12 protein-coding genes are annotated in these 12,492 nt (G+C 65.2%); 6 read left to right on the top strand and 6 right to left on the bottom strand.

What is annotated here, in order from left to right; genetic code table 11:
* Positions 1-33 precede the first annotated feature (33 nt).
* The 5 genes from ACRECS_RS02450 to ACRECS_RS02430 are packed head-to-tail and all read right to left on the bottom strand — an operon-like array spanning position 34 to position 3,542.
* Positions 34-972, bottom strand: a complete 939-nt coding sequence (locus tag ACRECS_RS02450; protein ID WP_431581356.1) for a DUF5996 family protein — start codon at positions 970-972, stop codon at positions 34-36.
* A gap of 9 nt (positions 973-981) precedes the next feature.
* Positions 982-1,482: a CPBP family glutamic-type intramembrane protease gene (locus ACRECS_RS02445; protein ID WP_431581355.1), complete on the bottom strand. Its 501-nt coding sequence runs from the start codon at positions 1,480-1,482 to the stop codon at positions 982-984.
* Between the two features lie 2 nt (positions 1,483-1,484).
* Positions 1,485-1,862 (bottom strand): hypothetical protein, encoded by a 378-nt coding sequence (locus ACRECS_RS02440; protein WP_431581354.1) that lies wholly within the window; start codon positions 1,860-1,862, stop codon positions 1,485-1,487.
* The gene (gene tldD, locus ACRECS_RS02435) at positions 1,859-3,289 is read right to left on the bottom strand and encodes a metalloprotease TldD (protein ID WP_431581353.1); all 1,431 of its coding nucleotides are present in this window, start codon (positions 3,287-3,289) and stop codon (positions 1,859-1,861) included. The genes ACRECS_RS02440 and tldD overlap by 4 nt, the downstream gene beginning before the upstream one ends.
* Positions 3,290-3,308: 19 nt before the next feature.
* A complete protein-coding gene (locus ACRECS_RS02430) occupies positions 3,309-3,542 on the bottom strand; it encodes a zinc-finger domain-containing protein (protein ID WP_187761453.1) in 234 nt (77 codons plus the stop codon).
* 89 nt (positions 3,543-3,631) lie between these two features.
* Here ACRECS_RS02430 and ACRECS_RS02425 point away from each other — a divergent pair, with 89 nt between their 5' ends.
* Both ACRECS_RS02425 and ACRECS_RS02420 read left to right on the top strand, forming a co-directional pair.
* Positions 3,632-4,186 (top strand): hypothetical protein, encoded by a 555-nt coding sequence (locus tag ACRECS_RS02425; protein ID WP_431581352.1) that lies wholly within the window; start codon positions 3,632-3,634, stop codon positions 4,184-4,186.
* Positions 4,187-4,222: 36 nt separating this feature from the next.
* The gene (locus ACRECS_RS02420) at positions 4,223-5,146 is read left to right on the top strand and encodes an ABC transporter ATP-binding protein (RefSeq protein ID WP_431581351.1); all 924 of its coding nucleotides are present in this window, start codon (positions 4,223-4,225) and stop codon (positions 5,144-5,146) included.
* Positions 5,147-5,288: 142 nt separating this feature from the next.
* Here the strand turns inward: ACRECS_RS02420 and ACRECS_RS02415 are convergent, their stop codons facing one another.
* On the bottom strand, positions 5,289-6,182 hold the full coding sequence (locus tag ACRECS_RS02415) for a hypothetical protein (protein WP_431581350.1): 894 nt from the start codon (positions 6,180-6,182) through the stop codon (positions 5,289-5,291).
* 206 nt (positions 6,183-6,388) lie between these two features.
* On the opposite strand from ACRECS_RS02415, the gene nadB reads away from it, so the two are divergent.
* The 4 genes from nadB to ACRECS_RS02395 all read left to right on the top strand — a co-directional run bounded on the left by nadB (position 6,389) and on the right by ACRECS_RS02395 (position 12,474).
* A complete protein-coding gene (nadB, locus tag ACRECS_RS02410; protein WP_431581349.1) occupies positions 6,389-7,975 on the top strand; it encodes an L-aspartate oxidase in 1,587 nt (528 codons plus the stop codon).
* Positions 7,976-8,204: 229 nt separating this feature from the next.
* On the top strand, positions 8,205-9,302 hold the full coding sequence (locus ACRECS_RS02405) for a serine hydrolase (RefSeq protein WP_431581348.1): 1,098 nt from the start codon (positions 8,205-8,207) through the stop codon (positions 9,300-9,302).
* On the top strand, positions 9,274-10,806 hold the full coding sequence (locus ACRECS_RS02400) for a hypothetical protein (protein ID WP_431581347.1): 1,533 nt from the start codon (positions 9,274-9,276) through the stop codon (positions 10,804-10,806). The genes ACRECS_RS02405 and ACRECS_RS02400 overlap by 29 nt, the downstream gene beginning before the upstream one ends.
* 96 nt (positions 10,807-10,902) lie before the next feature.
* Positions 10,903-12,474, top strand: a complete 1,572-nt coding sequence (locus ACRECS_RS02395; RefSeq protein ID WP_431581346.1) for a hypothetical protein — start codon at positions 10,903-10,905, stop codon at positions 12,472-12,474.
* The last annotated feature ends 18 nt before the right edge of the window (positions 12,475-12,492 follow it).

Genomic DNA, 12,492 nt, shown 5'->3' with positions numbered 1-12,492 from the left:
CATGCCGGCACCGGCCGGCGATAGCGTTCCCGGTCAGACCGCGCGCGGAATGCGCGGGCGCCCGAGCGGGCATTCGAGCGCCGTCCGGTCCCATGTGCCGAGATCAGCGGCGGCATCATAGGTCGAGCGGCAAAAGGCAAGCAATGCCACGTCCGGATCGGCCGCCGTGCGCACCGCGTCATAGGACAACAGGAATTCGCCGAGATCGCTGTTGAACGCCGCTTCGGCCGGCTCGACCGTCGCTTCGGCATAGCCGGCGGGTGCAGGATAGGCATAAGCGTAGAATGACGCGTGCGGATAAGCGTCGCTGCCCGGCCAGAAGCCAATGCTCGCTTCCTCATGGCTATAGGCCTCGCACGTCACTGCGTCGGGTAAGCCGGGCATGCCGCCGGCATGCCGCGGCGCACTGCGCCCCGAAAAACGCGTCGAGGCGAGGTCGAAGCTGCCCCAGAAGAAATGGATCGGGCTCGCCTTGCCAAGAAAGCCGGTGCGGAAGTCGCCGAAGACGCGCGAAACCCGGATCAGCGCACGCCAGAAATTGCGCGCGGCATCGGCGTCATAGGGTCGTTCGGCATGATCCTCGGCAAAGGGCACGCCATCGGGCATCTCGCTCGGCTTCGGATCATAGCGGCAATCGATCCCGAAACCGGCGAGCGCGGTCATTACCGCGGCGTGGAAATCGGCGATCCTTCCCGCAGCGAGCGGAATGGAGCGCATGCCGCCGTCGCTGGTCGCCAGCACAACCTGATCGGCGAGAAAGTCGAAATCGATCTGCAGGATTCGGTCGCCATAGGGGATCGGCGAGGTCGAAAGCCCGCGCGCGGAAAGATAGAGCGGCACATGCCAGCTATGGTTGAGCCACGGTGTCAGCGCGAGCCGGACCTTGCCGATAATCTGAGTGCGCAGCTGCAGGCCGATCGCCGTCTCACGCCACGCATTCCAGTCGAGTTCAGGCCAGACCGTCTTGCTCATTGCCGCCTCCTAAGCGAAAGGGCCGCCGAACAGCAGCTTCCATGACGCCACTACCAGCCAGTGTATCCCGATACAGGGCCAGAGGCTGCCGGTCGCGCGGTAGATCCTGGTCAACATGACGCCGAGCACCGCCGCGGCGGCGAGGAACCACGGATCGAGGAACAGGGCCGACCAGGGTGGTCCGAAGGTCAACGCCTGAAAGGGGTGCCAGGCAACGAACAGCGCATTGGCCAGGACTGCGCGCCAGATTGGCAGCTTTTGCCCGGGTGGCGGCAAAAACAGTCCGCGAAACACGACCTCTTCGCCAAGCGAGGGAATGACGATCAGGAAAAGCCCGACCTGCAACCATGTCGCCGCAGAAGCAATGGGCGCAAAATGGGCAAGATCGCCCGCCCAGGCGATCAAGGCGATCGACGGCAGCCCCCACGAAACGGCGAGAAATACCATCTTCCAGCCGGCCCTGTCCGGCCAGGTACGCAGCGCCGCAAGGATGCGCCGCCACGTTCCCATGTTCAGTCACCCTTTTTGGCGGCCGCACGCGCATCCGCAACGAGCTGCGCCAGGCCGGCCTTGCCGAGATTGCGCAACGCATTGCCGGCCGCTTCGCTCAGCGCCTTGTTGCCCGTCCCCTCGCCGGCAATGTCGAAATGGCCATCGGGCCGGGGCTGGATCGCGAAGAAGAAGGGCGCGGCCGGGCTTCCCGGCTTCGACAGCACCACGGCGCTCTTGCCGTCGCTGCACGCAAACACCGCCCAGTCGGACCCGCCGAAACTGCGCTCGACCGGACCGATCGTGCAGGCCATCGGCTCCCCCTGAGGCGCGGGCGCCGGGGCTGGCTGGGCCGGCGCCGCCTGGCTGGCAAGTGCTGCGAGGAACAGCGCGGCAATCACATCGCAGTCCCGCCGACGGTCAGGCCGGCAACGAGCAGGGTCGGCTGGCCGACACCGGCAGGCACGCTCTGACCGGCCTTGCCGCACATGCCGACGCCTTCATCCAGCGCGAAGTCGTTGCCGATGCCCTCGACGCGAGTCAGGCAGGACGGGCCGTCACCGATCAGCGTCGCGCCCTTGATCGGTGCGCCGAGCTTGCCATTCTCGATCTTGTACGCCTCGGTGCAGCTGAACACGAACTTGCCCGACACGATATCGACCTGGCCGCCGCCAAAGCTCTTGGCGAAGATGCCCGACTTTACCCGGCTCAGAAGCTCGGCCGGATCGTCCTTGCCGCCACGCATGAACGTGTTGGTCATGCGCGGCATCGGCGCGTGGGCGAAGCTTTCCCGCCGGCCGTTACCGGTCGGCGCGACGCCCATCAGCCGTGCGTTGAGCCGGTCATGGATATAGCCTTTGAGGATACCGTCCTCGATCAGGATATTCTCCTGGGTCGGCGTGCCCTCGTCATCGATCGACAGCGAGCCGCGGCGATCGGCGATCGATCCGTCATCGACCACGGTCACGCCGGGCGCTGCGACACGTTCGCCGATCCGGCCCGAAAAGGCCGAGGTGCCCTTGCGGTTGAAATCGCCCTCCAGCCCATGGCCGATCGCTTCGTGCAGCAGGATGCCGGGCCAGCCCGGCCCAAGCAGCACGGTCATTTCGCCCGCCGGGGCATCGACCGAATCGAGATTGACCACCGCCTGGGCCAGCGCCTCGTCGATCGCGCGGTTCCACGTCTCGGGCTGCATCAGCTGGTCATAGAGATAGCGTCCGCCAAGTCCGAAGGTGCCCGTTTCGCGCCGGCCATTCTGTTCGACCACGATCGAGACATTGAGGCGCACGAGCGGGCGGATATCGGTGGCGATGAAGCCGTCGGGGCGGACGATCTCGACCACGCTCCATGTCCCCGACAGCGCGACCGAGACCTGCGCGACGCGCGGGTCGCGCGCCCGGGCGGCGGCATCGATCGTCTGGCACAGATTGACCTTGTCGGCGAAGGGCACGAGGTCGAGCGGGTCGGCCGCGGTATAAAGGTGACGGTTGGTGCCTTGCGGCGGGCCCGCCTTGGGCCCGGTCGACGGATCGATCAGCGCCATCGTCTCGGCGGCACGGTTGATCGCGGCGGCGCTCAGTTCATTGGCGTGCGCAAAGGCCGTGGTCTCGCCCGACACCGCGCGCAGGCCGAAGCCGGAATGCGTGTCATAGCTCGCGGTCTTCAGCCGGCCATCATCGAAGCCGAACGCCTCGGCCTTGCGGTATTGCAGGTAAAGCTCGCCATCGTCCGCCTTGGACAGAGCATGCGCGGTCAGGCGCTGCGCCTCTTCGGGCTCGAGCTGGCCGGCATGATAGAGGAAAGCGCGGGGGTCTGCGGGACTGGTCATGCCCCGCAATATAGGAGGGTTAGAGGCTGGCGCCAGACGCGATATCGGGAAGAGTCGCCGGATCGACGCCGTCGGCGGGTCCGCCGATCAGCACGAAGCGCCGGTCGCAATAGCCGCAATCGACATAGCCATGCTCGTCGATCTGCAGGAACACGCGCGGATGGCCAAGCGAGGCGCCGCCGGGAATGTCGGTCGCGCCATCACAGGAGACGCGGGCGTGGCTGACGCGGAGAGTTTCGGGCGGTGCGATCATGAAAGACGCGATAGCAAGGTGGCGGCGACGCTTCAACGCCCTCATCGCCCAGGCTTGCCAATTGCGCCGATCACCCGCAGGCTCGTGCCATGAGCCACCCGATCCTCGCCGCCGCGCGCGCCGCCGGTCTTACTATTCTATTGAGCGCCGGATCCGCTTTGCCTGCGCAGCTTCATCTCAACGGCAAGCCCGCGGCGCCGAGTCCCGATCGGGCGGAGAGTGGCGGGTTCGCGGTCCTTCAACTCGCCTCGAACGACCCGCAGAAATTCCATGCCGATTGGGACATCCCCACCGCGGGTGCGAACCTCACCACCACGTCCAGTACCCCGCGTAACAAGCCTATCGTCACCTTTATCGTCTTTCGCGGCTGCCAGGCAGATGCGACGGGGCAGTGCAATGTGACGGTCGATTTCAATGTCATTGGGCCCGACAAAAGCGAGTATGCGCGGCAGGACCGCGCGCCGGTATGGGTCGGCCCCGCGCCAAACAACCAGAATTTCCAGCTTTCCCAGAGCGAGCTGGGCCTGATCATCGAAGACAAGGACAAGCTCGGCCCCTATGTGGTTCGTGCGGTGGTGACCGACCACATCGCCGGCATCACCTTGCGGACCGAGCAGGTGCTGACTGCCGAAGCGACGAAGTGACTTGTCACCGATCATATTCGGCCTAAGTCCCGCCCCATGACGGAAGCCGCAATCTCGATCGCCAATCTGTGCAAAACCTATGCGGGCGGCAAGCGCGCGCTCGATGATGTGACGCTCGATGTCGAGCGCGGCAGCATTTTCGGGCTGCTTGGGCCGAACGGCGCCGGCAAGTCGACCCTGATCAACATCCTCGCCGGGCTAGTCAACAAGAGCAGCGGCAGCGCGTCGATCTGGGGCTTCGACATTGATCAGCATCCGCGCAACGCCAAGGTCTCGATCGGGATCGTCAATCAGGAAATCCTGTTCGACCCCTTCTTCACTCCGGTCGAAACGCTGGAGATCCAGGCCGGACTGTACGGCGTGCCCAAGGCGAAGCGCCGATCAATGGAATTGCTCCGCGCGGTGCATCTGGAGGACAAGGCCAATGCCTATGCCCGGACCCTGTCGGGCGGGATGAAGCGGCGGCTGATGGTCGCCAAGGCGATGGTCCATATGCCACCGGTGCTGGTGCTCGACGAGCCGACCGCTGGCGTCGACATCGAGCTTCGCCAGCAGCTCTGGGCCTATGTCCGCCAGCTCAACGCACAGGGCGTGACGGTGGTGCTGACCACGCATTATCTCGAAGAGGCCGAGCAGCTCTGCGACCGCATTGCGATCATCAATCATGGCAAGCTGATCGCGAACAAGCCGACCCGCGAACTGGTCGGCATGGCGACCGAGAAGCTGGTCGAAGTGACCGTCGACCGCGACGTCGCGACGCCGCCAGCCGCGGCCTGTTTCCAGAAGATCGAGCTGAAGGGCAGCCGCACGCTGGCCATCACCTATCGCAAGGACGTGGCCAACGCCGGCGAAGTGCTCGCGGCGGTGCAGGCCGATGGCTATGGCATCGTTGACGTGTCGACCCGCGAGGCCGATCTGGAAGATGTGTTCCTCAACCTGACCCGCGCAACGAACGTCTAGTATATCGAGACGATTGCGGCGGCAGGGCTGCGGGAGATATGGGACACCGGTTGTCGCATATGTTTTCCGCCGTCGCCTCGGCGAGAAATTCATAAAATTCGTTTTATATCATGCGCTTAGCTGCAGACAGGATTCGTTCCGGTCAGGGCAGCAGCGCGGCGTGATGCGTGGCGATCGATCGATACAGAGCGTTGCCCGCCACCGCGCCAACATTGCCGATCTCCGTATGGTGCGCTTCGACTGAACCGATCATCGTGCCATAGGTATTGGCGACCCGCGCGCCCATCTGAGTCCAGACTGGCGTGACGGCCGCATTCGCCCCGCCCATGGCGGTTTCGGTCATCTTGCGGAACGCCTCGTGCGAATAGCGTTCCACCGCGGCGGTTTCGAAGATCCAGCCCGCGCCTTTTTCGCCGAACTCCGCCGCAGTACCGATGCGGAACGATCGCCGCCCGGCAAGGAAATGATACTGGTTGATCATGATCGCATAATCGGCCAGCGGTTTGGAAATCTGGTCCGCAAACACCAGCGCGCTGATCTTGGCGAAGAGCCCGCCGATCAATCCGGCCAGTTCCGGCACCAGTATATATTGGATCGCGGTACGGATCCGCCGATCGTCCACCGTTTCAAACTGCCGTCGAAGCGTCTGCACCGTAAAAGCGTGCTTGCTCAGATTCGCTATCCCGACGGTGTCGGTGTGAATGTCCGGGATCATCCAGTCGCGCACGATTCGCGGTACGCCGATTTTTTCGAGTCCCTGGGGCAGCGGCAACGGAATAGGCGGCAATCCCGCCAGTGCGATAAAAGGACGGACTCGCGCGACACCCCGGAAGACCAGAGTCGGCGCCGAGTTCCAGCGCCGGCGATCGGCGTGCACCGTGGCTGTGTCCGGATTCATGAACGAGACCATCTTGTTGGCGAGGTCGGCACCGCTCGGCAAAATCATGCCGGCACGTGGCGTGATGCGGGTACGGAACCGATTGACGTGCACCGGTCCGACACCGGTGCGCAGGCGCTGTTCCAGGAAGGTCGCCATCCATATCCCCTTCCACTGCCGGTTCCGTTGCCGGATTATCCACGACACGCCATTGGCAAACTCATAACGGCAGACGCCATAAGGAGTTCCGACGGCAATGATGGCGAAGAGGGTTTGCTTGTTTTCCCGCGCGATTCCAGCATAGGCTTCGCACGCAGGCCCGACGAGCATGTGTCTCGACGTCGTTCGACATCAACGGAGCTGAAGTGGCGGATTTCAAGCAAAGCGACGTCCTGATCATCGGATCGGGAGCTGCCGGTCTCACCGCGGCGCTCAACCTGGCCGACCGGTTCAGGGTGACGGTGCTCGCCAAGGGCGGGCTGAACGAGGGATCGACCGCCTGGGCGCAGGGCGGGATCGCTGCGGTGCTCGAACCCGGCGACACGTTCGAAAGCCATATCGAGGACACGATGGTCGCCGGCGCCGGGCTCAACGACCGCGCGACGGTGGAATTCGTCGTCGAAAGCGCCCCCGCCGCGATCGAACGCCTTGCCGCTCTGGGTGTCCCGTTCAACATGGACGGCGACGCCCGCCACCTGACGCGCGAGGGCGGGCACAGCCATCGCCGCATCGTCCATGTCGACGACGCGACCGGCTGGGCGGTGCAGGAAGCACTGACTCGCGCCGCGACCGCGCATCCCAACATTACCCTGGTGCCCGACATGGTCGCGATCGATCTCGCCACCGGGCGGCACGAGGAACGCTATTCGGGCTCGGGCCATGTGTGGGGCGTCTACGCCGTCAATCGCGCGACCGGCCGGGTCGAGCTCTATACCGCGCGCGCGACGATCCTCGCCACCGGCGGCGCCGGGCGCACCTATCTCTTCTCGACCGCGCCGCGCGGCGCGACCGGTGACGGTATCGCCATGGCGTGGCGCGCGGGGTGCCGGGTGTCGAACATGGAATTCATGCAATTCCACCCGACCTGCCTGTACAATCTCGAGGTCAAGAATTTCCTCATCACCGAGGCGGTGCGCGGCGAAGGCGGTCATTTGCTGATCCCGGAAACCGGCTATCGCTTCATGCCCGATTTCGATGCGCGCGCCGAACTCGCGCCGCGCGACATCGTCGCGCGGGCGATCGATCATGAGATCAAGCGCCTGGGCCTCGACTACGTCCATCTCGACATCAGCCATAAGGGCCCCGAGTTCGTGAAGGAGCATTTCCCCAACATCTATGAAAAGCTGATGGGCCTCGGCATCGACATGACGAAGGACCCGATCCCGGTGGTGCCGGCACAGCATTATACCTGTGGCGGGGTGGTGATCGACCTCGACGGCAGGACCGACCTGCCCGGCCTGTATGCCGCCGGCGAGTGCAGCGAATCCGGGCTGCACGGCGCCAATCGCCTCGCCTCCAACTCGCTGCTCGAATGCTTTGTGTTCGGCGAGGCAGCGGCAAAGCACATCAACGCGCATTGGGACGAACTGCCCACCCCACCGCCGATCCGCGCCTGGGACGAAAGCCGGGTCGAGGATTCGGACGAGGAAGTCGTCATCAAGCAGAACTGGACCGAGATCCGGCGCTTCATGTGGAACTATGTCGGCATTGTCCGCACCACCAAAAGGCTGGAGCGCGCGCAGCACCGCATTCGCCTGCTGACCGAGGAAGTGAATGATTATTATGGACATTTCCGCGTCACGCCGGATCTGATCGAGCTCCGCAACCTGCTCCAGACCGCCGATCTGATCGTCCGGTCGGCGCTGCATCGCCATGAATCGCGCGGGCTGCACTACACGCTTGATTACCCCGAGATGCTGCCCGAAGCGGTCGATACAGTATTGATTCCCTGAAGAGTCAGTGGGTTGCGCATTTTGTTACGGAACCGTCCCACCGCGCGGCAGCGGCATTTCATCGCAATCTCGGCGTTTAGCTATTTCTCAGCAAAATTATGCGCATAAAGGTCGAAATTCTCCGGGGGCGGGGCATTGTTGCGTGACTGAACAACTCATCAATTCTGGGCAATCCAATACCAGATGGGCCAATACCAGATGGGCCAACACCAGATGGCGGCGGGCGGCGATGATCGTCTTCGCCGCGGCGGCGGTTGCGTCCTGCGTTGCGGCCAGCCCGAAAGTGGCGGACTCTCGAGCTGCGCCCCCCGTCTATCGCGCACCTGCCTATCGGGCGCCCGTTTATCATGCGCCCGCCTATCAGCTCGTCATTCCCGTGCCGCCGCCGACCCCGCGTCCGGTCAGCGCGCCGCAGGCGCTGAGCGCTAATATCGCGGCGCTGGGCCGCAGCTTCAACGGCCGCGTCGGCATCGCCGTGCGCAGCATCGACAGCGGCTGGAGCGTCCAGACCAATGGCGATGTGCTGTTGCCGCAACAAAGCGTGAGCAAGCTGTGGGTGGCGATGACCGTGCTCGATTTCCGCGACGCCGGAAAGCTGCGGCTCGACGATCCGGTGACGGTGAAGCCCGAAGACCTGACCCTGTTCCATCAGCCGATCGCCGCGCTGGTCAAGGCCGATGGCTATGAAACCACGATCGGCGGGCTGTTGCAGCGTGCGCTGACGATGAGCGACAATACCGCCAATGACCGGCTGCTGCGCTATGTCGGCGGCCCGAAGGCGGTGCGCGCCTTCATCCAGCGCAAGCAGCTCGGTGATATCCGCTTCGGCCCGGGCGAACGACTGCTGCAAAGCGGCACCGCCGGCCTCGCCTGGAAGCCCGAATATGCCTTTGGCAACGCCTTTACCCGCGCGCGGGCGCGCTTGCCGCAAACCGATCGCATCGCCGCGTTCGAGCGCTACGTCACCGATCCGCCGGACGGCGCCGCGCCGATGGCGATCGCCGGCGCGCTGGTGAAGCTGAAGAGAGGCGAATTGCTTTCAGCCAGTTCGACCGACTATCTGATCGGTACGATGCAATCGTCCAAGACCGGCAAGATGCGCCTGCGCGGCGCCGTGCCGGAGGGCTGGAGCTTCGGCCACAAGACCGGCACCGGCCAGGATCTTGCCGGGCGCACCGCGGGCTATAACGATGTCGGCTTGCTGACTGCGCCCGACGGCAAGAGCTATGCGCTCGCGGTGATGATCGGCGACACGCTCAAATCGATTCCGGAACGCCAGGCGCTGATGCAGGCGGTGGTTGCCGCGGTGGTGGTCAATCATCACTGACGGAACGACGGTCGCGGCAGGCGGCCGGGATACCAGCCTCCATCGAGCCAATCGGACGCTGGCGGGCATTCTCCTGCTGGCGTTGGCGCTGCGCGTCGCAGTCGCCTTCATCCCGGCGATCGCGCATCCCGACGAGCTCTGGCAATATCTGGAGCCGGCACATTATCTGACCAACGGCACCTGGGTGCGCGCCTGGGAATATCGCGCCGGAATCCGGTCCTGGCTGATCCCGTTGGTGGTGGCCGGCCCGATGGGTATCGGCCATTTCATTGCGCCGGGAACCATGCTGCCGGTCCTGTTGCCGCGCTTCCTGTGCGCGCTCGGATCGCTCACCCTGGTGTGGACATGCTACCGCTTCGGCGCGCTCGCCGGGCGGCGCCAGGCGCTGATCGCCGGCATCGTCGCTGCGGTGTGGAGCGAGCTGCTGTTCTATGGCCCGCGCACTCTGTCCGAACCGATCTCGCTGTCGCTGTTCCTGCCCGCGGCATGGCTGCTGATCGGGAAAGGCGCTGACGTCAGCCGGCGTCAGCTCGCACTGGCCGGGCTGCTGCTGGGGCTGGCGGTATGCGCACGGCTGCAGATGGCGCCGATCGTCGGCGCGCTGGCGATCATCGGCGGCGGTCGCGACATACGCCGCTGGACCGCGATGATGATGGGCGGCATCGTCGCGCTGGCGATCTCGGCAGGTGTCGACGTGATTGCCGGGGACGTTCCATTCCGGTGGATGATCGAGAATTTCCGCATCAACCTGATTGAGCACAAGAGCGCCAGCTTCGGGGTCGAGCCCTGGTATTGGTACCTGACCCAGACGGTGCGGAACTGGAGCATCGCGACCCTCTTTATTGTGCCGCTCGCGCTGGTCGGCGCGCGCCGCCATCCCGCCCTGCTGATCCTCGCACTGGTCCATCTTGCCGCGCATTCGGTGATCCCGCACAAGGAAATGCGCTTCATCCTGCCCACGCTGGCATTGTTCGTTCTGCTGGCCAGCCTGGGGAGCGGCGACTTGCTGGCCCGGGTGACGCGCACGGCAAGCCGACGCACCGCGACATGGGCGGCGATCGGCACGATCGCTGCCTGGACGATCCTGTCCGGCATCGCCGCGGTATCGGGGAGCTCGCAGAAATTATGGCAATCGCATCGCACCATCCTGCTCGCGATCCGCGCCGCGGGCGTCGACCCCGCGGCCTGCGGTCTGGCATTTTTCAGCCCCAAGCCGCCTGCGCCGGCAAATTACAGCTTCTATGATCGCGAGACGCCGATCTATAATTTCTACGGTCCCGACGCGGCCAAGGTCGCCGCGCCCTGGCGAGGCGCTTTCAATGTCGCGATCGCCCCGCTTGCCGCCGGTGCCGGCCTTGGCCCGGCATACCGGGCGACGTATTGCGCGCCGGGTCGGAAGGGCGCACCGCAGGAATTCTGCGTCTTTCGCCGTCCGGGCGCTTGCCCGATCGCCGGACCAAAGCATTACGAGATCGAGGCAGTGATGCGGCGCTGGGGTCACTGAGCGGTCCTATGCCCGTCATGCCGAGCGCCGCGGCGGACCATCGATGCTGACGCGGCGCCACTTGCCCCCGCGGCGCGATCCTGTATCCCGCCGCTGATGGGCGGGCTCAGGCAGAACCACGGGCCGGGATTCCGCGCCAGCCAATTGGCGGCCGTGTGGCGGGACTGGCGCCCGGCGCTGATAGCGACCCTCGTCTATCTGTTGCTCTGCATGCTGAAATCGGGACCGGTCGAGCTCTTCACCGGGTCGAGATGGCATGGCTGGTTCGACCAGGGCCAGTATCTGCGCTCCACCCTGGCACTGGCGCAGGGCGACCTGTCGCCCGACAATCACTGGTATCCCTTACTCTACCCGCTGCTCGCCGTGCCGTTTGTGCCGCTGATGCCGGGCAATCCCTATCTGCCGCTTGACCTGATCTGCGTCGCCGTGATGGTGCGCGCGCTGATCCGTGTCGCAGCACATCTCGGCATCGGCCAGCGTGCGGCACTCATCGTCTTGCTGCTCAGCATCGCCTGGCCGCCGCAGCTCTGGCAGGCTTGGGTCCAGCCCTGGACGACCACTTTGTCCGCCGCTCTGCTCTGGTGGCTAATGGCGCGCGCCGGGGACCTGACCCTCGGCGAGACTCCGGTGCGGCCGCGCGATGTCGCGGGCTTCGTGTTTGTCGCGGCGCTGGTGCCGCTCGCCCGGCCGGCCGATATCATCGTGCCGGCGATTCTCTGCCTGTTCCTTGCCGCCCTGCTCGCGCGGCGTGGTGCGCTGAGCTGGCGTCATGTCGCGGCAGCGCTCGCCGCCGCCGCGGTGCCGATTCTCGGCTATGTCGCGCTCCATATGAGCATCTATGGCGCGGCGCTGAGCGATTATACCCAGCTGTCGGTCGAGATCGGCACGCGGTTCTCCGATCTGGGTTGGAAGATGTCGATCCTGTTCGTCGATCCCTCACCCTGGTTTCCGCGTGGCACGGGATTGTTTACCCGAATTCCGTGGATCGCGCTGGGACTGGCGGGGTCACTCTTCGTGCTGTTACGTGGAACAGGAACGCCACGGCACCGGGGCTATGCCGCCTGCCTGCTGACGGCGGCGGTCAGCTATAGTCTTGTTCTTGCTGCCTATATCGACCTGCTCCCAACCGGATTATGGCGCTTCAACGGCTTGCATTATTTCAAATGGATCCTGCCGTTGCTGGGTCTGATGGCGTGGCTGCTGATCCGCGACGCGCGCGCCGCACCCGGATCGGCCATTGCCACTCTGGCAGCCGCGTTCCTGCTGACCGGGCTGCGCCTCGTCGCCGTACCCGCCGGGGCGGACGAAGCCGCGCGACGCATTGACGTCATTGCACCACCGCGTGCCGACTGGAACGTGGTCTATTTTGCGCGCTCGGCGACCGTCGACCCGACCGGTTCGATGCGCAATGTGTTCGAGTATCGCCAGGTGCCGGATGGCGGCCCGGATGGCGGCCAGGTCCGCTTGCTTGCGCTGAGACGGAATTTCGCCCCCGGTGCCAAATGGGTTCCGAACGGCATTGCAGGCCTGGATTGGCCGGCTGGCGGCCCCGGGACGAGCGCGCCGTTCGCGCCGCCCGGCCCCGTCGCGCCGGTCGCTCGCTGGAAGGCGCAGCTTGCCTGGGGCCCGCCCTGCTGGCTCGGCACGTGCCGGGCGCAGCCGCTCTAGGGTTCGAGCGCAAGCGCC

The organism is Sphingomonas sp. (genome assembly GCF_050725575.1).
GTDB lineage: Bacteria > Pseudomonadota > Alphaproteobacteria > Sphingomonadales > Sphingomonadaceae > Sphingomonas.
The sequence above is the reverse complement of the archived record's forward strand: the minus strand, read 5'-3'. Positions and strand labels throughout refer to the sequence as shown.

What these genes read in the sequence shown, in the direction of transcription:
- ACRECS_RS02405 (WP_431581348.1), top strand. Translation starts at nt 8,205, where the DNA reads ATGATCGTCTTCGCCGCGGCGGCGGTTGCGTCCTGCGTTGCGGCCAGC.
- ACRECS_RS02445 (WP_431581355.1), bottom strand. Translation starts at nt 1,482, where the DNA reads ATGGGAACGTGGCGGCGCATCCTTGCGGCGCTGCGTACCTGGCCGGAC.
- ACRECS_RS02395 (WP_431581346.1), top strand. Translation starts at nt 10,903, where the DNA reads ATGGGCGGGCTCAGGCAGAACCACGGGCCGGGATTCCGCGCCAGCCAA.
- ACRECS_RS02450 (WP_431581356.1), bottom strand. Translation starts at nt 972, where the DNA reads ATGAGCAAGACGGTCTGGCCTGAACTCGACTGGAATGCGTGGCGTGAG.
- tldD (WP_431581353.1), bottom strand. Translation starts at nt 3,289, where the DNA reads ATGACCAGTCCCGCAGACCCCCGCGCTTTCCTCTATCATGCCGGCCAG.
- ACRECS_RS02425 (WP_431581352.1), top strand. Translation starts at nt 3,632, where the DNA reads ATGAGCCACCCGATCCTCGCCGCCGCGCGCGCCGCCGGTCTTACTATT.
- ACRECS_RS02415 (WP_431581350.1), bottom strand. Translation starts at nt 6,182, where the DNA reads ATGGCGACCTTCCTGGAACAGCGCCTGCGCACCGGTGTCGGACCGGTG.
- ACRECS_RS02430 (WP_187761453.1), bottom strand. Translation starts at nt 3,542, where the DNA reads ATGATCGCACCGCCCGAAACTCTCCGCGTCAGCCACGCCCGCGTCTCC.
- ACRECS_RS02420 (WP_431581351.1), top strand. Translation starts at nt 4,223, where the DNA reads ATGACGGAAGCCGCAATCTCGATCGCCAATCTGTGCAAAACCTATGCG.